This is a genomic window from Arthrobacter sp. Soil761 (genome assembly GCF_001428325.1).
Lineage (GTDB): Bacteria > Actinomycetota > Actinomycetes > Actinomycetales > Micrococcaceae > Arthrobacter.
Map to the genome: position 1 here is coordinate 398,905 of NZ_LMSF01000023.1, position 20,671 is coordinate 419,575.

The 20,671-nt window shown below is 67.0% G+C and carries 15 protein-coding genes; 10 read left to right on the plus strand and 5 right to left on the minus strand.

Annotation, left to right across the window (positions count from 1 at the left end; genetic code table 11):
• Positions 1 to 86 precede the first annotated feature (86 nt).
• On the minus strand, positions 87 to 1,550 hold the full coding sequence (locus tag ASG79_RS13970) for an amino acid permease (RefSeq protein WP_026265879.1): 1,464 nt from the start codon (positions 1,548 to 1,550) through the stop codon (positions 87 to 89).
• A 155-nt stretch (positions 1,551 to 1,705) separates the two neighbouring features.
• On the opposite strand from ASG79_RS13970, the gene ASG79_RS13975 reads away from it, so the two are divergent.
• The 4 genes from ASG79_RS13975 to ASG79_RS13990 all read left to right on the plus strand — a co-directional run bounded on the left by ASG79_RS13975 (position 1,706) and on the right by ASG79_RS13990 (position 5,382).
• Entirely contained in the window at positions 1,706 to 2,620 is a 915-nt protein-coding gene (locus ASG79_RS13975) for a LysR substrate-binding domain-containing protein (RefSeq protein ID WP_018769957.1), read from the plus strand.
• A 170-nt stretch (positions 2,621 to 2,790) separates the two neighbouring features.
• The gene (gene panD, locus ASG79_RS13980; RefSeq protein WP_026265878.1) at positions 2,791 to 3,216 is read left to right on the plus strand and encodes an aspartate 1-decarboxylase; all 426 of its coding nucleotides are present in this window, start codon (positions 2,791 to 2,793) and stop codon (positions 3,214 to 3,216) included.
• Between the two features lie 51 nt (positions 3,217 to 3,267).
• Entirely contained in the window at positions 3,268 to 4,194 is a 927-nt protein-coding gene (locus ASG79_RS13985; RefSeq protein WP_056391946.1) for an AEC family transporter, read from the plus strand.
• 42 nt (positions 4,195 to 4,236) lie between these two features.
• Positions 4,237 to 5,382 carry an FAD-dependent oxidoreductase gene (locus ASG79_RS13990; RefSeq protein WP_056391948.1) on the plus strand — a complete coding sequence of 382 codons (1,146 nt, stop codon included), beginning with the start codon at positions 4,237 to 4,239 and terminating at the stop codon, positions 5,380 to 5,382.
• Between the two features lie 37 nt (positions 5,383 to 5,419).
• On the opposite strand, the gene ASG79_RS13995 is transcribed toward ASG79_RS13990, so the two are convergent.
• The 3 genes from ASG79_RS13995 to ASG79_RS14005 all read right to left on the minus strand — a co-directional run bounded on the left by ASG79_RS13995 (position 5,420) and on the right by ASG79_RS14005 (position 10,826).
• Positions 5,420 to 6,922, minus strand: a complete 1,503-nt coding sequence (locus ASG79_RS13995) for an MFS transporter (protein WP_056391949.1) — start codon at positions 6,920 to 6,922, stop codon at positions 5,420 to 5,422.
• A 64-nt stretch (positions 6,923 to 6,986) separates the two neighbouring features.
• Entirely contained in the window at positions 6,987 to 9,617 is a 2,631-nt protein-coding gene (locus ASG79_RS14000; RefSeq protein ID WP_056391950.1) for a trehalase-like domain-containing protein, read from the minus strand.
• Positions 9,618 to 9,836: 219 nt separating this feature from the next.
• The gene (locus tag ASG79_RS14005; protein ID WP_056391952.1) at positions 9,837 to 10,826 is read right to left on the minus strand and encodes an LLM class flavin-dependent oxidoreductase; all 990 of its coding nucleotides are present in this window, start codon (positions 10,824 to 10,826) and stop codon (positions 9,837 to 9,839) included.
• Between the two features lie 142 nt (positions 10,827 to 10,968).
• Here ASG79_RS14005 and ASG79_RS14010 point away from each other — a divergent pair, with 142 nt between their 5' ends.
• The gene (locus ASG79_RS14010; protein ID WP_056391954.1) at positions 10,969 to 11,841 is read left to right on the plus strand and encodes an aldo/keto reductase; all 873 of its coding nucleotides are present in this window, start codon (positions 10,969 to 10,971) and stop codon (positions 11,839 to 11,841) included.
• A gap of 40 nt (positions 11,842 to 11,881) precedes the next feature.
• The gene (locus ASG79_RS14015; RefSeq protein WP_056391956.1) at positions 11,882 to 12,580 is read left to right on the plus strand and encodes a type 1 glutamine amidotransferase domain-containing protein; all 699 of its coding nucleotides are present in this window, start codon (positions 11,882 to 11,884) and stop codon (positions 12,578 to 12,580) included.
• Positions 12,581 to 12,676: 96 nt separating this feature from the next.
• Here the strand turns inward: ASG79_RS14015 and ASG79_RS14020 are convergent, their stop codons facing one another.
• The gene (locus ASG79_RS14020; protein ID WP_144600096.1) at positions 12,677 to 15,097 is read right to left on the minus strand and encodes a PxKF domain-containing protein; all 2,421 of its coding nucleotides are present in this window, start codon (positions 15,095 to 15,097) and stop codon (positions 12,677 to 12,679) included.
• A 434-nt stretch (positions 15,098 to 15,531) separates the two neighbouring features.
• Between ASG79_RS14020 and ASG79_RS14025 the strand changes: the two genes are divergently transcribed.
• The 4 genes from ASG79_RS14025 to ASG79_RS14040 all read left to right on the plus strand — a co-directional run bounded on the left by ASG79_RS14025 (position 15,532) and on the right by ASG79_RS14040 (position 20,528).
• Positions 15,532 to 16,509, plus strand: a complete 978-nt coding sequence (locus tag ASG79_RS14025; protein WP_056391958.1) for an ABC transporter substrate-binding protein — start codon at positions 15,532 to 15,534, stop codon at positions 16,507 to 16,509.
• A gap of 115 nt (positions 16,510 to 16,624) precedes the next feature.
• A complete protein-coding gene (locus ASG79_RS14030; protein WP_056391959.1) occupies positions 16,625 to 17,251 on the plus strand; it encodes a TetR/AcrR family transcriptional regulator in 627 nt (208 codons plus the stop codon).
• Positions 17,252 to 17,348: 97 nt separating this feature from the next.
• Entirely contained in the window at positions 17,349 to 18,887 is a 1,539-nt protein-coding gene (locus ASG79_RS14035) for an aldehyde dehydrogenase family protein (protein ID WP_056391960.1), read from the plus strand.
• Positions 18,888 to 20,528, plus strand: coding sequence for a GMC family oxidoreductase (locus tag ASG79_RS14040; protein ID WP_018769945.1), 1,641 nt, complete (start codon positions 18,888 to 18,890; stop codon positions 20,526 to 20,528). It begins immediately after the preceding gene.
• The last annotated feature ends 143 nt before the right edge of the window (positions 20,529 to 20,671 follow it).

Consider the following 20,671-nt stretch of genomic DNA (forward strand, 5'->3'; position numbering starts at 1 on the left):
GAGCGGGGGTTCGCTGCGGGACGCCCATAAGTGAGCGGGGGTTCCCGGAAAACCCGCCGGATGTGAGCGGGCGTCCCGGAGGTGGGCTAGGCGAGGGGGCGGTGCAGCTCCACGAGCTCCTCATGGCGCGGGCTGTTGGGGTTCATCAGCGAGTGCTTGCGGCCGTAGCCGAAGTAGATGGCCAGGCCGATGATCAGCCACACCACGAACCGCAGCCAGGTCTCCCAGTGCAGCTGCAGCATCAGGAAGGCCGAGGCAAGGACGCCGAAGGCCGGAACCAGGGGCATCAGCGGCAGGCGGAACGTGCGTGGGGCGTCGGGGCGCTTGTAGCGGAAGATGATCACGGACAGGCAGACGACGACGAACGCGGCCAGGATGCCGATGTTGGTCAGGTCAGCGACCGCCTTGATGGGGAACACGCCGGCAAGGAAAGCGGACGCGATGCCGCCGATCCAGGTGACGCGCTGCGGGGTGCCGTGGCGGTCGGTCTTGGAGAACCAGCCGGGGAGCAGGCCGTCGCGGCTCATGGAGAACCAGACGCGGGTAACGCCCAGGAGGAACGTCAGCATCACGGTGAGGATGGACAGCACGGCGAACACAGAGATGATGGTGGCGATGACCGGGAGCCCCACGGAGGTGAAGGCCGAGGCGAAGCCCGCCTTGGGGTCGATGTCCTTGTAGTTCTGCATGCCGGTGAGGACCAGGGTGGCGGCAACGTAAAGCAGCATGGCGATGATGAGCGAAAGCACGATGGCCTTGGGCATGTGCTTCTTGCCGTCCTTGGCTTCCTCTGCCGCGGTGCTCATGGCGTCGTAGCCGAACACGGCGAAGAAGACTGTGGCGGAGCCTGCCACCACGGGACCGAAGCCGCTGGGCATGAACGGGTTGTAGTTGTTGGTGTCGATGTAGAAGATGCCCAGCCCGATGATGAAGAGGATCAGGATGACCTTGATGGCCACGGCCACGAGTTCGAACCGGCCGAACGCCTTGGTGCCGCGGGAGAGGATCCAGGTCACCAGCAGGCAGACCAGGATGGCGGGAATGTTGACGATGCCGCCCTTGCCCTCGTCTGCGGTGGAGGTCATCCAGGTGGGCAAATGGATGCCGATGCCGGCGAGGAAGGCGTCAAGGTAGCCGGAGATGCCGATGGCCACCACCGCCACAATGGCAATGTATTCCAGCAGCAGGTCCCAGCCGATGAACCAGCCGATCACCTCGCCGAGCGCTACGTAGCCATAGGTGTAGGCGGAGCCGGCGCGCGGGATCATGCCCGCGAACTCCGCGTAGGACAGGGCTGCGGCCGCTGAGGCCAGGCCTGCGATCAGGAAGGAAATCAGTACCGCGGGCCCCACCCCGGGTGTTCCTTCGCTGCCGGCGGCCACCAGTCCCGCGAGGGAAAAGATGCCGACGCCGATGATTCCGCCAACGCCGATGGCGGTGAGCTGCCACAGGCCAAGGGACTTGAACAGTCCGCTGTGCTTGTTTTCTTCTTCGATGTCATCAATTGGCTTGCGCCGCATGATCGATTGGCTCATATCTTTACTGCTCATCAGGAACTCCTGCTTGGGGTGCGACCCCGCCGCGGCACGCCAAGGAAACTGGCTGTGACGGGGGTAACTCGGTTTCAACAGTATGCGTGCGCGGTTGCGTTAGATAAAGTGACTACTTCTAACCTATATTCATTAGTTTCAGTTAGGAATCCATCATGCTTGACGTCCGCAGGCTTCGGCTGCTCCGCGAGTTAAGCATCCGGGGGACGCTGGCAGAGGTGGCTGAGGCACTGCAGTACAGCCCGTCGTCGGTATCCCAGCAGCTGGCCCTGCTGGAGAAGGAAGTGGGCGTGGAACTGCTCCGGAAGACCGGGCGGCGGGTGCAGCTCACACCCCAGGCGGAGGTGCTCGTGGCGCACACGGCGCAGCTGCTGGAAACCATGGAGCAGGCCGAAGCGGACCTGGCCGCGTCCCTGACCACAGTCACGGGGACGGTGCGGATCGCCGTGTTCCAGTCCGCGGCGCTGGCCCTGATGCCGGACACCCTCACCCGCATGGCCACCGCCTACCCCGAGGTCCGGATCGAGATGATCCAGCGCGAGCCCGAGACCGCGCTGCATGAGACATGGGCGCGCGACTTCGACCTGGTCATCGCCGAGCAATACCCCGGGCACGCCGCCCCGCGCTATCCGGAGCTGGACCGGGTAAAGCTGACCACCGACGCCATCCGGCTGGCGGTCCCCCCGGCGTCCGACGGCGGCCCGGCCATTCGCGGAATCGAGGACACGGCGCACCTCGCCTGGGTCATGGAACCGAGGGGTGCCGCGTCGCGCCATTGGGCGGAACAGGCCTGCCGCAGCGCCGGCTTCGAGCCCGATGTCCGCTTTGAGACCGCAGACCTGCAGGCCCAGGCACGCCTGATCGAGTCCGGCAATGCCGTGGCCCTGATGCCGGACCTGGTGTGGACCGGCCGCGGCACCACGGCCCAGCTGCTGGAGCTTCCCGGCAAGCCGCACCGCACCATCTTCACCTCGGTCCGCCGCTCCAGCGCCCAGCGCCCGGCCATCCTGGCCGCCCGGGAGACCCTGGCTGCGGCCGCCGCCGCAGTGGCAAGGGACGACGCCGGGTGACCGGCCGCCGTCGTACGCACCCTTCCCTGCGCCGCCACACAGCACGTCGTTGCGCAGGTGCGCCCCCCCTTGCGCAGCGATCCCCGGCATCACTGCGCAGCAGCGTACGTGACTCTTGTGTTTCCTGCGTCACTGCGGGCAGAAGGCCGCAGGTCTAGACTGGAGCCGTTATGAATCGAACAATGTTCAAGTCCAAAATCCACCGGGCCACCGTCACGCACGCCGACCTGCACTACGTTGGGTCGGTCACCGTGGACCTTGACCTGCTCGAGGCCGCCGACATCCTCCCCGGCGAGCTGGTGTCCATTGTGGATGTCACCAACGGCGCGCGGCTTGAGACCTACACCATCGCCGGCGAGCGCGGCTCCGGCGTGATCGGCATCAATGGTGCAGCGGCGCATCTCATGCACGAGAACGACATTGTCATCCTCATCACCTATGCCCAGATGACCACCGAAGAGGCCAAGGCCTACGAGCCCCGCGTGGTCCATGTGGATGAAAACAACCGGATGATCCAGCTGGGCAACGATCCCGCAGAGGGCCTCACCCCCGGGATGATGCGCCCCCCTTTCGCGCTTAACAACGCCACCCTGTAACCGGAGCGTGCAACCCGGTCCTTTACTCCAGTGCGCCCAAAAGGCTGATCCTTGCTAGGGGTGCTGGCCGGGTTCTTCGTGGTCTGGTGCATCATCCTGGTGGGATGGTTCGTGGGCCGGCGGAGGATCCTGGGCGACAACGCCCGGCCCGTACTCAGCGGCCTCACCTTCTTCGTCGCCAGCCCGGCGCTGCTCTTCGAAACCCTCAGCAAGGCCCGGCTGCAGGAAGTGTTCGCCGAACCGCTGCTGGTTACCGCGGCGGCGGCCATCACCACCGCCGCCATCTTCTTCGCCGTCGCCAGGTTATGGCTGAAGCGGGCGCTCCCCGAATCGCTGATGTCAGCCATGTCAGCATCGCTGGCCAACTCGGCGAACCTGGGTATTCCCATCGCGGTATATGTCTTGGGCGACGCCAGCTACGTGGCCCCGCTGCTGATCTTCCAGCTGGCGTTCTTCACCCCGATGTTCCTGATGATCCTTGACTCGAGCACCAGCACGCACCGCACCACTGCCCTGGGCTTCTTCCTGATGATCCTGCGGAACCCCATGATTGTGGGCTCCGGCCTGGGGCTGCTGGTGGCCGGCACCGGATTCCAGGTTCCGGCGCTGGTGATGGAACCCATCCACCTCATTGGCGGCGCGGCGATTCCCGCCATGCTGATCGCTTTCGGGATGAGCCTGAACGGCACCCGCCCGCTGCAGGCCTCGGCCGGGCGGCGCGTGGACACCCTGCTGGCGAGCGGCTTCAAGCTGGTGGTCCAGCCGGCCCTTGCCTATGTTTTCGCGCGCTTCGCGCTGGGGATGGACGGCCATGCCTTGTTCGCGGTGGTGGTCACGTCGGCCCTGCCCACCGCGCAGAACGTGTTCGTGGCCGCCAGCCGGTACCAGACGGGGCTCACCGTGGCGAAGGACACCGTGCTGATCACCACCGTGGTGGCAGTGCCGGCGATGATCGGCGTCGCGCTTTTGTTGGCATAAGCCTGTAAATCTGTTGAACCGCACACCCAGCTTGGAGGGCTGATGAACACTGTTCTTGACACCGTGGTGATCGGCGGCGGCGCCATGGGCTCCGCCGCCGCGTGGGCGTTGTCCCGGCGCGGCCGGCAGGTAACGCTGGTGGAGCAGTTCGGTCCCGGGCACAGGATCGGCGCATCCCACGGGGCAACACGGAACCTGAACCCGGGCTACCACCGGCCCGAGTACGTGGACATGCTGGCCGAGGGGCTGGCCCTGTGGGACGAGCTGGAGCAGGAAAGCGGCACACAGCTGCTGGCGCGCACCGGGATCGTCAACCACGGCCCCGGCGGGGACCTCCAAAAGGTTTCGGCTGCCCTCACCGCTGCCGGGATCCGTGCCGAGTTCCTGGACCCTGCCGCGGCGCATGAACGGTGGCGCGGCATCCGCTTCGACCAGCAGGTCCTGCACATGCCCGACGGCGGCCAGCTCAACCCGGAAGCCGCGTTGCCCGCCTTCCAGCGGCTGGCCACCGCCCGGGGCGCCGAGATCAGGCACCACACCAAGGTGGTGGACTTTGTGGTGCTCGACGACGGCGTGCGGCTGACGCTCGAATCGGCTGCGGGCACCGAGGTGGTTACGGCAGCGCAGGCAGTGGTGACGGCAGGCGGCTGGACCGGGAAGCTGCTGGATATTCTCTCCGGCAACGCGTCAGACGCGGACGCTGGCAGGATCCGCCTACCCCGGCTCCGGGTGACGCAGGAGCAGCCTGCGCATTTCCGGGTGGCGGACGCCGGCGCCGTGTGGCCCGGCTTCAACCACTATCCGGGTCCGGACTACCGGGGCTGGTACTCCCCTGTCTATGGCATGCAGACTCCGGGCGAGGGCATCAAGGCCGGCTGGCATGGGGTGGGACCCGTGGTGGACCCGGACCACCGCGACTTCCAGCCCGAACCAACGCAGCTGGCAGCGCTGCAGGACTACGCGCGGCAGTGGCTGCCCGGCGTAGACCCCGATGACCTCGAGGCCATCAGCTGCACGTACACCACCACCCCGGACGAGGACTTCATCCTGGACCGGGTGGGGCCTGTGGTGATCGGCGCCGGCTTCTCCGGGCACGGCTTCAAGTTCACCCCCGTCATCGGACGGATCCTGGCCGACCTTGCCACCGGGGCCCGGCCCGCGCCGTCGATCTTCCGAGCCTCCCGGTAGTCATCCCCCGGCGGGCATCGCGCCAGCCGGCATTCCGCTAGACGGCGCGGCCATGGCTGGAGCCGCCTTCGGGGCTGGACACGGGTTCCGGATCGACAGGTTCCTTCACAGGTTCTGCGGCAGGATCCGCTGTTTCGGCCTTGACGGCGGGCATGGCCAGCACCGCCGCGACGGTCAGCAACCCAGCCACCAGCGCGGCCAGGAACACAGCCCCGGACGCGGCCACCACGGTGGCGGGGTCCCCCTCGCCGCCGCTGCTGCGGCCGTAGATGGCGTTGGCCACGGCACCGAACACGGCCACGCCCAGCGCACTGCCGATGGAGCGGGCAAACATGTTGGTGCTGGTCACCACGCCGCGTTCATGCCAGGGGACGCTGGACTGGGCGGCGATCAGGGTTGGCGTGGCCAGCAGGCCCAGGCCGAGCCCGACGACGAAGCAGCTGACGGCGATCAGCGCAACGTTGGGGGCGCGGGCGGTCAGCGACAGGATCAGCAGGCCCGCCACGGAAATGGCGATGCCGATCAGGGCCGTGGACTTGAAGCCGATGCGCAGGTAGAACCTGCCGGCCTGCGAAGCGCTGAGCGGCCAGCCGAGGGTCAGGGCTGCCAGGGCCAGGCCGGCCACCAGGGGCGAGGAAGACAGTGCTCCCTCCAGGAAGGTGGGCACGTAGGAGGTGAGGCCGATCATCACCGTGCCAACCCCGAAGGACACCAGGGCGGTAGTGGCCAGCAGGCGCCGCGATACCACCCAGGAGGGCAGGATGGGTTCGGCCGCGCGCCGCTCCACCAGGAGGAACGCGGCCAGCAGGACTGCGCCCACCACGAAGACGCCAATGCCGATGGGCGAATTCCAGGCCCAGGCCTGGCCGCCCTGGAGGGCGCCGAGGATCAGCAGGCCAAGGGAGCCGGCCAGGAGCACGGCGCCGGCGTAGTCCACCTTGTGCTTGGCGCGTTCCACGTTTTCGTGGAGCGTGCGGACCAGCATCCACCCGGCCAGCAGGCAGAGCGGGACGTTGACCAGGAAGATGCCGCGCCAGATGCCCAGCGCGGAGAAAATGCCGCCCAGGCTGGGGCCAACCACCGAGGAAACAGCCCACACGCTGGCCAGGTAGCCCTGGACTTTGGCGCGCTCCTGCAGGGTGTAGATGTCGCCCGCGATGGTGATGGACACCGGAAGCACCGCGCCGGCGCCCAGTCCCTGCAGGGCCCGGAAGGCGATCAGCGACGGCATGCTCCAGGCGAAGCCGCACAGCACGGAGCCCAGCAGGAACAGGCCAATGCCGGTCAGGATGATGGGCTTACGGCCCGCCATGTCCGAAAGTTTCCCGTAGATGGGTACCGTGACTGCCTGCGCCAGCAGGTAGGCGGAGAACAGCCAGGGGAAGGACGAAAAGCCGCCCACGTCACGGACGATCGACGGCACAGCCGTGGCCACGATGGTGGAGTCGATGGCCACGAGTCCCGTGGACAGCATCAGTGCGATGAGGATGGGTCCGCGTTCGGACCGGAACCCCACTCCCTGGGCGCGGGCGGTCGTCATCAGTCTCGTTTCAGTAATGTGGGTCCCTGTTACCTCCACTCTACGTACCCACGACGGGAGCCGACTATCTCCTGTCCTGGTGTTCGTCCAGCAGCCGGGCACAGCGGATGAAACCCAGGTGCGAGTAGGCCTGCGGATGGTTGCCCAGGTGGGTCTCGGTGCCGGGGTCGTATTCCTCGGGGAGCAGCCCGGTGGGGCCGAAAAGGTTCACCAGCTGGTCAAAAAGGTCCCAGGCCTCATCGATGCGGCCCACGGCCACGTACGCCTCGATCAGCCAGGTGGTGCAGATGTGGAACCCGCCCTCCAGGCCCGGCAGCCCGTCGTCGTACCTGTAGCGGAAGACCGTTGGCCCCACCCGCAGCTCCCGCTCCACAGCGGTGACGGTGTCCAGGAAACGCTGGTCCGTGACGTCCAGCAGGCCGGAGAGACCGATGTGAAGGACGGCGGCATCCAGGTCCGGGCTGTCGTAGGCAACAGTGTAGGACTTCGCGGACTCGTCCCAGCCCTCACGGAGCACTTCCGCACGGATCGTGGCTGCCGCCGGCGCCCAGGCCGGGTCCGGCTCCCGGCCGTGCCGCGCCGCGGTCCGCAGCGCGCGGTCCAGGGTCACCCAGCACATCACCTTTGAATACACGTGATGCCGTGCCGCCCGCCGGGCTTCCCAGATCCCGTGGTCCGGCTCATGCCAGCGGGCCAGGACCGCCGAGGCCATCTGGATCATCAGCTCCCAGTGGTCGTCGGCGAGCGCGCCCTCGCGTTCACTCAGCGAGTGGATGAGTTCGGCCACCGGCCCAAAGACGTCCAGCTGGACCTGGTGGTCCGCCGCGTTTCCGATCCGCACCGGACGGGAGCCCGCGTACCCGGGAAGGCTGTCGACCACGGCTTCCGTGGACAGCGGCGCGCCCGTCACCGAGTAAAGGGGGTGCAGCCATTCGGGGCCGGGTGCGTGTTCGAGGATCCGGCCCAGCCAGCCCAGGAATCCGGCTGCCTCCGCCGTGGAGCCCAGGTCCACCAGCGCATTGACGGTCATGGAGGCATCCCGCAGCCAGCAGTACCGGTAATCCCAGTTCCTGGTCCCGCCGATTCCCTCGGGCAGGGAAGTGGTGGGGGCCGCGAGTACGGCGCCCGTGGGTTCATGCACCAGGGCGCGGAGCACCAGCGCCGACCGCCGTACCAGCGAGGGCTTGACCGATGGCAGGGAAAGGTTCTGCACCCACTGCCGGGCATGGAGCGCCACCCGGGCCCGCCGTTCCGTCTCCCCGCCGGGGTCCGCGGACTGCGGTTCGGTGTCCCCGCAGCGGAGGTTGAGTACCACGGGCCCGTCCTGGAGGTTGACGGATGCCGTTGCCGTGGCATGGCGGCCGTCCGAGGTGATGCTGAACGCGGCGCCCGGCGCGAACAGGATGATGGGCTCCGAGGTGCCCAGCACATGCAGTTCCCCGCCCCGCGCCTCCATGCTGAACGGGGCGTTGGCGTAGTCCGGCCGCGGAGCAAACGTGATCCTGGCTGCGCCGTGGCCCGTCAGCACCCGGACCAGGCTGGTGATGCCTTCCGGTGCGGGCTCCAGGTAGTCGGTGACCGTGACGTCCGCCCAGCGGGTTTCGACAATCATGGTGCTGTCCACGTAGCGCTGTCCCAGCACCTGGGAGGCTTTGACCGGTTCCACCGAGAAGTGCCCGGCGGCATCGCCGCCCAAAATGTGGGCGAACAGTGAACCGGAGTCCGGCAGAGGGTGGCTCATCCAGCAGATCTTCGCGTCGGGCGTCAGCAGCGCGGTGGAGGAGCCGTTGCCGATCATCGAGTGGCGTTCAAGGCCAACCGCGTCCTCCCCGAACAGCCACGCCCGCCGCAGTTCGAAGAGGAACGCCAGGACGCGGGCGAAGGATTGGGGGTCGCGGAGGCGGTGCGGGGCTGCCGTCTCGCCCGGGCCCACGTGCAGCCCGAGGTCGGGCCCGCGCAGGGTGGCGATGGCCAGTTCGTCGCTGGCGGCGTCCCCGGCGAACATGGCCGCGCTGGCCCCCAGCCGGGACCTGAGGGTCTCCAAGGCCTCGCCCTTGGACGGTTCCACCACGGACAGGTCCAGCACGGAGCCGTCCACAATGAAGAACAGCCCGTGGGCAGCAGCGATCTGCCGGGAAATTTCCGTCACGGTCGCCACCACGTCCGGCCGGGCCGGCCGGGTGTGCACCGAAACTGCCACCGGTTTGCGTTCGATCCAGATGCCCTCGTGGAAGCCGACGGCCTCGTTGAGGGCGGCATTGACCTTTTGCAGGACGGACTCGGTGGCCAGGGTCTGCGCGTGGGCGAACCCCATGTCCGCTTCGGCGCCGTGCGAACCGATGAGGTGCACCTCCGCGGGCAGCCGTGACACCGCTGCCAGGTCACGCAGTGAGCGGCCCGAGATGATCGCCGCATGGGTATTGGGCAGCGCTGCCAGCGCACGAAGCGCAATGGCCGCGCTGCCCAGCGGGAGCGTCTCGGTGGAGATGCCTTCGGCGTCGCACAGCGTTCCGCCGTAATTGCAGGCCACCAGGAGGCTGGGGACGCGGGCCAGCACCTTGAGTTCCGTGAGCAGGGCGGGGGTCAGCCCGTTGTCCGCCGCATCGGACTGGATGAAGGCGCGCAGCATGTCCAGCGGAAGGGACCGTGTGAGCAGCGCGGAATCCGCCACGCTCTGGTTCAATGGCGTCGGCATCCAAAACCCCTTTGAGGCAGGGCCAGGCCGGGAACACAGCCGCACGGACGGTCCGCGGGCTACCGGTTGGCGCCCCGGGGTTCCGGGTGGATGACCCGGGGCACATCCCATCCTCAGCCCGGGCAGTTACCCCCGGAAGTCCCCTTCATTGCGTATGTGTAAAAGTCCGACCGACCGAGTGGCGTTGCATGTTGCGCACCGGCCGGCAAACCACAGCGGCTACACCCGGACCAGCCCGGCCGCCTCGGCCAGGAGTTCCACGGACCGCAGGCGCGCCTCCGTCCCCGGGCTCTGGTGCGCCACGATGAGTTCGTCTGCATCGGCGTGCTTTCCAAAGCTGTCCAGGTAGTCAATGACGACGTGGGGCGTCCCCACTGCGGAGTACGTCATCATTTGTGCCATGTGGCGTCCCTGCGGCGAGTCCAGGATCATGTCCGCCTCGTCGTCGGTGAATTCGCGGCCGCCGCCGAAGAACAGGGAGACGCGGGCGCGCTTGGTGGCCTGGAACATGGCCTGCGCCTCGGACGCGGAGTCGGCGGCGATGACGTTGACGCCGGCGATCACGTGCGGCGCGTCCAGCTGGGCGGACGGTTTGAACTCGCTGCGGTAGATGGCCACCGCGTCCTGCAAAGCGGCGGGGGCGAAGTGCGAGGCGAAGGCGTAGGGCAGGCCCAGCTGCGCGGCCAGGCGGGCGCCGAACAGGGACGACCCCAGGATGTACAGCGGCACGTTGGTCCCCTTGCCCGGGGTGGCCTCGACGCCCTCGATGCGGGTGGGGCCGGTCAGGTAGCCCTGCAGTTCAAGGACGTCCTGCGGGAAGCTGTCGGCGGACATCGGGTCCCGGCGCAGGGCGCGCATGGTGTTCTGGTCACTGCCCGGGGCCCGGCCCAGGCCCAGGTCGATCCGTCCGGGGTGCAGCGTTTCCAGGGTGCCGAACTGCTCTGCGATGGTCAGCGGGGAATGGTTGGGCAGCATGACGCCGCCGGCGCCCAGCCGGATGCTTTCGGTGTGCGCCGCCACGTGGGCGATCAGCACGCTGGTGGCGGAGGAGGCGATGGAGGACATGTTGTGGTGCTCGGCGTACCAGACGCGCCGGTAGCCCAGCTTCTCGGCGTCCTGCGCCATGGCCACGCTACCTGCGAAACTCTCCGCCGCCGTCTGGCCTTTGCCGATGGTTGCCAGGTCAAGGATGGAGAGGGGAAGAGTCACGTCAGGTGCCGGCCTTTCAAAATGTTTCGTAGGGGGGGTGCCGGCCGGATGGCGGCGGGCACGTGATGCATAACGACGGCGGGCCCCGCCTTATTTCTGTGAGCTGGGGAATACTCAGCATACTGATGAGGTTGCCGCTCCTATGAGCCATGATTCAACGAAGCAGCTGGAACTGTCCGCAACGATCGACCTCAAGGACCTGGGAACCGTGCACCGGCTGGGTTTTGGTGCCATGCGCATTGTGGGTGACGGCGTCTGGGGTGAGCCCGCAGACCGGCAGGCCGCCGTGGCCGTGGTGCGCCGCGCCGTCGAACTCGGCGTGGATTTCATTGACACCGCCGACTCGTACGGCCCCAACATCAGCGAGGAAATCATTGCCGAGGCCCTCCACCCCTACAAGGAGGGGCTGAAGATCGCCACCAAGGTGGGCTTCACACGCACGGGGCCCAACAAATGGGTTCCCGTTGGCCGGCCGGAATACCTGCGCCAGCAGACGGAACTGAGCCTGCGCAAGCTGAAGGTGGACACGCTGGACCTGCTGCAGCTGCACCGCATCGATCCCAAGGTGGACGCCGAGGAGCAGTTCGGTGTGCTGCGTGAGCTCCAGGACGAAGGCAAGGTCCGCGCCCTGGGCCTGTCCCAGGTGGGCGTGGCCGAACTCGAAGCCGCCGGAAAGCACTTCACGGTGTCCACCGTCCAGAACCGCTACAACCTGACGGACCGCAGCTCCGAGGACGTGCTGCGCTACTCCGAGGAGAACGGAATCGGCTTCATCCCGTGGGCGCCGATCTCCGCCGGCGAGCTCGCCCGGCCGGGCGGACCGCTGGATGAGGCCGCCAAGCGCCTTGGCGCCACCACCTCCCAGGTGGCCCTGGCCTGGCTGCTGCGCCGCTCCCCCGTGATGATGCCCATCCCCGGCACCGGCTCCGTGCAGCACCTCGAAGAGAACATGGGCGCCGCAGGCATCACGCTCGACGACGATACGTACGCGGAGCTAGAAGCGGCCGGCAAGTAGAGAACTCGGTACGTAAAGAAACCTGGACAGGAGCTACACGATGGCAAACATTTTGATGGTCGTCTCGGCCGCGGATTCCCTCACCATGAAGGACGGCAGCGAGCACCCCACCGGCTACTGGGCAGAGGAACTGGTGGTGGCCCACCAGACCCTGACGCAGGCCGGCAACACCGTCCACATCGCAACCCCCGGCGGCCGGAAGCCCACCGTGGACCAAGTCAGCCTGGCTGCCGAATCGGCCGGTGGCGAGGACCGGGCACAGGGCTTCCGGGACTACCTGGAAAAGATCGACGGCGAGCTGGCGCACCCGCTGGTGCTGGCCGACGTCGACGCCGCAGCGTATGACGCCGTGGTGATGCCCGGCGGCCACGGCCCCATGGCGGACCTCTACAAGGACGCCGACCTGGGACGCCTGCTGGTGTCAGCCAACAGGGACGGCAAGATCATTGCGCCGTTCTGCCACGGTCCGGCGGGGCTGCTGAGTGCAACGGACGACAACGGCGGGTTCGCTTTCAAGGGCCGGCGCCTCACGGTCTTCACCAACGAGGAGGAGCTGGGCGGCGGGACCGGGGAGAACACCCCGTGGCTGGTGGAGGATGCGCTGAAGGAGAAGGGCGCGGTGATCGAAAACGGTGCCGCCTGGTCCTCCAACGTAGTCCGCGACGGCAACCTCATCACCGGGCAGAACCCGCAGTCCAGCGAGGACGTGGCCAAGGAAGTCCTGGCTGCACTGAGCTAGTTCAGCAAGCACAAACGGCCATAAAAGAGGGGACCAGTTCGCAATGAACTGGTCCCCTCCTTGCGGCGCGCGTCATTGGGCGCCGGCCCGGCAGTGCTACTTCAGCTTGAAGTTCGCACTGATGAAGCTGCCGTCGTTCGCCGTCATGGTCAGCGTGTAGCAGCTGCCGGCCGTGGCGGGCGTCTTCCAGTTGTAGATGAACTGTCCTGACGTGGCGTCGTACCGCAGCGAGGTGTTGCCGGTGGCTGTGGTTTCGATGTCGTCGATCGGGCTCAGGAGCGAGCAGGCCACTTGCTTGGTGGTGAACTTGGCAAGTGCCGGATCAGTCAGCTCGGTAGCACCGGCGAAGATCTCGAACTTCGCCGGAACCGTGCTGCCGTTCTTCACCGTGTTCAGGACACCGTTCATGTCCACCGGCTGGTAGAACCCCTTCAGCGTCCAGGCCTTGACCGTGTAGGTCTGCTCCACCGTTGTGGTGTTGCCGGCCAGGTCGGTTGCCGTTGCCTTGAGCGTGTGCGTCCCGTTCTTGGTGTCATAGCCGGTGACCGCGCAGCTGCCCGAGAGGCCCGAACCGCCGCTGTCCGTTGCCGTGCAGGTGGGTTTGGCGGCGGTGGAGCCAAAGAAGCTGTCCCCCACGACCGAGTCGAAGGAAACGGCGGGCGCCGTTTTGTCGACCTTGAAGGTGGCCGAGGTGGCGCCTTCAGGAGTGGTGTTGCCGGCGCCATCCGTGAAGGCGGGGCTGTTCACGGTCACCGTCCCACCCTCGCCGGTGGTGGTCCGTGACTGGGTTGCGGAGGCAGGACCTGACACGTCGTCAGTTCCTGTAAAGGTGGCAGTGACGTCTGTGTTGTACCAGCCGTTGCTGTTGGCCTGCGTCGTGGCCCCGCTGTAGGCGACCTTCGGCGCGGTCTTGTCAATCCTGAACGACTTGGTGGTGGCCCCGGTGGGTGTGGTGTTGCCGGCGTTGTCGACGAAGGCAGGGCTCGGTACCAACACGTCCAAGCCCTCACCGCTGGAGGTTGCCGTCTGGGAGGAGGCAGCCAGCCCCGATGTCTTGTCCGTGGCTGTAAAGCGGGCCTCGACGTCCGATACGTACCAGTCGTTCAGGCCCAGGGTGCCGAACGCAACGTCGGCGTAGCTGACATCCGGTGCGGTCTTGTCGATTTTGTATGACCGGGAAACGGCACCAGCGGCGGTGGTATTGCCCGCGTTGTCGGTGAACGCAGGACTCTGGACCGTCACCGCCTCGCCTTCCCCGGCAGAGGTTACAGTTTGCGTTGCGGTGAGCGGTCCGGAGATCAGGTCCGTGGCGCTGAAGTCCGTCTGGACATCGGAGGTGTACCAGCCGTTGGTGCCGGCGGTTCCGGTTTCATCGGCGTAGCTTACCTCCGGAGCCGTCTTGTCGATCTTGAAGGTGTGTGAAGCCGCGCCCTCCGCGGCGGTGTTGCCCGCAATGTCAGTGAAAGACGGGCTGTTTACCTGGACTGCCGGTCCTTCGCCGGAGGAGGTCACCTTCTGTGATGAGGTCAGCAATCCCGAAGTGGTATCCGATCCGGTAAATGTGGCATCCACGTCGGACGTGTACCAGCCGTTGGTGCCGGCGGTTCCCGTTGCGTCTGTGAAACCAACCGTGGGGGCGGTGCCGTCCTTCTTCAGGTTGACGGTTTGAGTGGCCGCAGTCCCACCGGAGCTGGAGGCGGAACAGCTGAAGTCGGTAGCCACCTGGTCCGCGGCGATGGTCTGGTCCTGGCACCCCGTCTTGCTGAGGGTGCTCAAAGAATCGCTTTCTGTCACCGTCCAATGCAGGGCGACAGCGTTCTTGTACCAGTCGTTCGAGCCATCCGGCGTAGTGGGCGACAGGGTATAGGAAATGACGGGAGCCGACCCGTCAGTGATCCCGTAGGTAACGGAGCTGGCTACGGTGAGTCCGCCCTTGTCCGTGTAGCTGCAGCTGGCTTCCTGCGTGCCGACACCGCCGGCTCCGTCGGCGCCCGAGACGGCACCGAAGGTTGCCGGGAAGGAGCTGTTGCCGTCCTCAACGTCAGTCACGCTGCAGGTTGCGGCAGGAACGGCGCCCTTCGGGTACGAGGCGCCAGCGGTGACGCCGGTGATATTGAGCTTGGGCGCCGTGTTGGACGGCGCGGGGGCAACCACGTTCACCGTGAACGTGGCTGGGGCAAGGTTGAAGGTTCCGCCACTGTTGTTGCTTGCCTGGCTTGCACTCACGGTGGCAGAACCGGCGCTGACCGGGGTGACGGTCAAGGACTTCGTGTCACCGCATGACGTGAAGGTCACCGACGACGGGGACACCGTGGCGACGGCAGGGTTGCTGGAGCTGAGGTTCAGCGTGAGCGTGGTTGCACCTGTCAGGTTGCAGCCGCTCTTGCCATCGCTGCCCGTAGGCGCCACTGCCAGCGTAGTGCTGCCGTTGGCACCGCCGACGTTGAGCGGCATCAGCTCTGCCACTGAGTCAACCGTGCCGTCAAGGTTGTTGAAAATGTCATCGGCGTAAGCCACCCCACCGCCCGCAAGCAGCATGCTTCCCGCAGCTACTGCCGCCGCTGTCCTGGTGCTGGTTCGCCTAAGCAGGCCCGTCCCCCCAGCAGTAGTCTTCCCACCCGGCGAATGATTCATGTTTGTGCCTCCCTCATTTGCCCGCAGCCATCCGGGCCGCAGCGTATCTCACCGTAAGTTGGGGCACGGGCGGAGAACACGCGTAGTCACCACCTGTCTTTTCCGGCCGGGTACTCGTTTTCTGATGGATCTGTGACGCGCCATTGGGGGTAGTGGCCCGGGCCGGGCTGAATATGACTGCCGCGGTCCTCCGGTTAACCGCCGTTACTCCCTGTATCCCCGGGTTTCGGGGGCTTTGATTCGCTGTCGGCGGCTGCCGGATAGTTGCTGCAACGCGCACATTCCGTTGCATCCCTGCCACCCTTCCAGGAGGAAACATGGCCATCAAGCCCAAGCCGGCCGCCGTCGTTGCCCTGGCCGTCTCAGCGCTGCTGGGACTGGCTGCCTGCTCCGATCCCGGTGCCGCGGCGGCGACAGCACCGTCGTCGTCCACCACCAACGCCAGCGGCAAGACCTTCAACCTGTCCCCGGAGCAGGACCGCTTCAAAGTCTCTGCCGACCCCGCCGCTGCCGCACTGGTCCCGGAGGCCATCAAAGCGGACGGCAAGCTGACCGTAGTGACCACCGGCGGGGCGGCGCCGCTCAGCCTGTTCGCCACGGACAACAAGACCCTGATCGGCAGCGAGGTGGACATCGCCTACGCCGTGGGCGAGGCGCTGGGCCTGGACGTGGAGGTCCTGCCCGTGGCGTGGGCCGACTGGCCGCTGGGCGTGGAGTCTGCCAAGTACGAGGCCGTGCTTTCCAACGTGACCGTCACCGAGGCGCGGAAGGAGAAGTTCGATTTCGCCACCTACCGAAATGACCTGCTGGGCTTCTACGCCAAGAACGACTCCGGCATCGGTGAAATTAAGGAAGCCAAGGACGTGGCCAGCAAGAAGATCATCGTTGGATCCGGCACCAACCAGGAAGCCATCCTGGTGCGCTGGGACGAGGAGAACAAGAAGAACGGTTTGGCGCCGGTCCAGTTCCAGTATTACGACGACGACTCCGCCTCGAGCCTGGCCCTTCAGTCAGGACGTGCGGACCTGACGTTCGGCCCCAACGCGGCTGCCGCCTACAAGGCAGCGCAGGACGGAAAGACGAAGCAGGTGGGCACATTGAACGGCGGCTGGCCGCTGACGGCACAGATCGCCTTCACCACCAAGAAGGGCAACGGCCTGGCGGTGGCCGCCCAGGCTGCGCTGAACCACCTGATCGAGGACGGCACCTACGCGAAAATCCTGGACCGCTGGGGCCTCTCCTCCGAGGCCATCCAGAAGTCCGAGCTGAACCCGGCGGGCCTGCCCAAGAAATAAGGCAGCCTGCCGACGAAGGAATCCCCGCCCTGCCGGCAGCAGGGCGGGGATTCTTCTGTTTGAGTGCGGATCCGCGAAAGTGCGCTCCCGGCCGGTTAGGCAATAGTCTGGCCAGATGGGGACCAGTGCCGTTAACTCCGGCGAACAAGTGGACAGGCAGACGCGCATACTCGAGGCGGCCATGGACCTGCTGTCCCGGCACGGCATTTCCGGAGTGAGCATGCGGTCCGTGGCGCGGGAAGCCGGCGTGGCGCTGGGCCTGGTCAACTACTACTACGACGACAAAACCACCCTGATCCGGGCAGCCCTGCGCCGGGTGGATGAGCATGACCTTCTGCTCGTCGCCCCCGATCCGTCCACTCCCCCGGATGAACAGCTGCGCAAGGCCCTGCGGCGGGTTGCCGGCGCCGACCTGCTGACCACGCGCTACCTGTCCCTGCGCCTCCACCTTTGGGCCCTCGCCCAGGCCGACGAGGACTACGCCCAGATCAACGCCGCCGCCTTCGACCGCTACATCGACGGGCTCGCAGCACTGGTATCCAGCGCCAGGCCAGGGCTCTCCTGGGAGGCATGCCGGGAGCGCGCATCGGACATCGTGGTCATCCAGAACGGCATGTGGCTGACCGCACTGCTCGGGGTGGACAAGGCCGCCATCCAGCGAAGTATCCAGCGCACGGAACAGATTGCCTTCGCGCCGGTCCAGGATGAAGGGGCCGGCGGGCAGGAGCCCAGCCCGCGCTAACCCGCCTGCTCCCGGGCGCAGACAGCCCAAAAGTAACATTGAACGAGTGTTCAAAAAAGTATTGAACACTCGTTCAACGTGCATTACTGTCCTTCCTATGACATACGCCACACCAACCCTGGACGCCGTCGAGAGCACCACAACGGACGCAGCGTCCTCCCTGTTCATCAACGGCGCGTGGGAGCCGGCGGCATCCGGCGCCGTGCGCCAGATCCGCAACCCGGCAGACGGCGAGCTGGTGGCCACGGTCTCCGAGGCCGGCCGGGAAGACGCCGAACGCGCCATTGCCGCGGCCCGCGCAGCCTTCGACTCCGGCGCCTGGTCCTCCGTCCCGGCACCCGAGCGCGGGGCCTTCCTCCTCAAGGTCGCTGCCGGGCTGCGCGAACGGCGGGAAGAGTTCGCCCGGACCGAGTCCCTTGACACCGGAAAGCGCATGGTCGAGAGTCGCATCGACATGGACGACATCGCCGCCTGCTTTGAATACTTCGGCAGGCTGGCCGGGCAGCAGGCCGGCCGGGTGGTGGACGCCGGGGACCCCGGCGTCGTGAGCAGGATCGTCTACGAACCCGTTGGCGTCTGCGGCCTGATCACACCATGGAACTACCCCCTGCTCCAGGCGGCGTGGAAGATCGCCCCCGCGCTGGCCGCCGGCTGCACCTTCGTACTTAAGCCGTCCGAGCTGACCCCTTCCACCAGCATCATGGCCATGCAGCTGTTGAAGGACCTTGGCCTGCCGGATGGGGTCGCCAACCTCGTCACCGGGCCCGGCGCGGAGGCGGGTGCACCGCTCTCGGAACATCCCGCCGTCGACCTCGTTTCCTTCACCGGCGGCCTGGAAACCGGCAAGCGGATCGCCGCCGCCGCCGCAGCCACCGTCAAGAAGGTGGCGCTGGAGCTGGGCGGCAAGAACCCCAACGTGATCTTTGCCGACGCGGACTTCGACGCCGCCGTGGACAACGCCCTCAACGGTGCCTTCGTCCACTCGGGGCAGGTCTGCTCGGCAGGCGCCCGGCTGCTGGTGGAGGAATCCATCGCCGAACGCTTCGTGGACGAGCTGGTCCGCCGCGCCCGGGGCATCCGGCTCGGCGGCCCCTTTGACGACGCCGCCGAGACCGGCCCGCTGATCTCCGCCGCCCACCGGGACAAGGTGCACGCGTACGTCCAGCGCGGAATCCAGGAGGGCGCGCGGCTCCGCACCGGCGGCGCGGCACCTTCCGGGGAGAAGTACGACGGCGGGTTCTACTACCAGCCGACCATCCTGGACCAGGTGCAGCGCGGCATGTCCGTGGTCACCGACGAGGCGTTCGGCCCCGTGGTGACAGTGGAAACCTTCCGCACCGAGGACGAGGCCGTGGCCACCGCCAACGACACCATCTACGGGCTGGCCGGGGCGGTATGGACCCAGGACGCCGGCAAGGCGCAGCGCGTGGCGTCCCGGCTGCGGCACGGCACCATCTGGATCAACGACTACCACCCCTACCTCCCCCAGGCCGAGTGGGGCGGCTTCGGCCAGTCCGGCGTCGGCCGCGAGCTGGGCCCCACGGGCCTGGCGGAGTACCAGGAAGCCAAGCACATCTACCAGAACACAAGCCCGCAGGTCACCGGCTGGTTCGCTGACCACGGCAAGGAGAACTAGATGCACTTCGACAACATCGAGGACCTCAGCGAGCGCTCGTTCGATTACATCGTCATCGGCGGCGGATCCGCCGGCGCCGCGGTTGCCGCCCGCCTGAGCGAGGACCCGGACGTGACCGTGGCCCTGGTGGAGGCCGGTCCGGACGACCGCAACATCCCCGAGATCCTGCAGCTGGACCGCTGGATGGAGCTGCTGGAATCCGGCTACGACTGGGACTACCCGGTGGAACCGCAGGAAAACGGCAACTCCTTCATGCGCCACGCCCGTGCCAAGGTGATGGGCGGCTGTTCCAGCCACAACTCGTGCATCGCCTTCTGGGCGCCACGGGAGGACCTGGACGAATGGGAGTCCAAGTACGGCGCCGCCGGCTGGAATGCCGACGCGGCCTGGCCGCTGTACAAGCGGCTGGAAACCAACGAGGACGCCGGCCCGGACGCACCCCACCACGGGGACTCCGGCCCCGTGCACCTGATGAACGTGCCCCCGGCGGATCCTGCCGGCGTCGCTCTTCTGGACGCCTGCGAGCAGGCGGGAATTCCCCGTGCGAAGTTCAACACCGGCACCACCGTGGTCAACGGCGCCAACTTCTTCCAGATCAACCGCCGGGCGGACGGCACGCGCGCCTCCAGTTCCGTCTCCTACATCCACCCCATCATCGACCGGCCCAACTTCACCCTGCTGACCGGCCTCCGCGCCCGCCAGCTGGTGTTCGATGCGGCCAAGCGCTGCACCGGCGTGGACGTGGTGGACTCGGCCTTCGGCCGCACCCACCGGCTCTCCGCACACCGCGAGGTGGTCCTGTCCACCGGCGCCATCGACTCCCCCAAACTGCTCATGCTCTCCGGCATCGGACCGGCAGCACACCTTGAACAGCACGGCATCGACGTCCTGGTGGACTCCCCCGGCGTGGGCGAGCACCTGCAGGACCACCCCGAGGGCGTGGTCCAGTTCGAGGCAAAACAGCCCATGGTGCAGACCTCAACGCAGTGGTGGGAGATCGGAATCTTCACCCCCACCGAGGACGGCCTGGACCGCCCCGACCTGATGATGCACTACGGTTCCGTCCCGTTCGACATGAACACGCTGCGGCACGGCTACCCCACCACGGAGAACGGCTTCAGCCTCACCCCCAACGTCACGCACGCCCGCTCCCGCGGCACCGTCCGGCTGCGCAGCCGCGACTTCCGCGACAAGCCGATGGTGGACCCCCGCTACTTCACGGACCCCGACGGCCACGACATGCGCGTCATGGTGGCCGGCATCCGCAAGGCCCGTGAAATCGCCGGCCAGCCCGCCATGGCGGAATGGACCGGCCGGGAACTGTCGCCCGGCATCGAGGCGCAGACGGATGAAGAGCTGCAGGACTACATCCGCAAGACCCACAACACCGTCTACCACCCGGTGGGCACCGTCCGCATGGGCCCGGCCGACGACGACATGTCGCCGCTGGATCCCGGGCTGCGGGTCAAGGGCGTCACCGGCCTCCGCGTCGCCGATGCGTCCGTCATGCCCGAACACGTCACCGTCAACCCCAACATCACCGTCATGATGATCGGCGAGCGCTGTGCCGATCTGATCCGCGCGGACCGCACGGTCGAAGACGCCATGGAAGAAAAGGAGCTCACCACATCCCTCGCCTGAGCGGCAGGTCTTAGGGGGCCGCACTTCCCCAACAGCGGCGGCCCCCACCCTCGTTATTCCGCCGCACCCCAGGGCGGCCGGTCCCATCGTGCTTTTCTGATCTAGGAGTCCATATTGGAACCCAGCAAGAGTATTGATTCAAG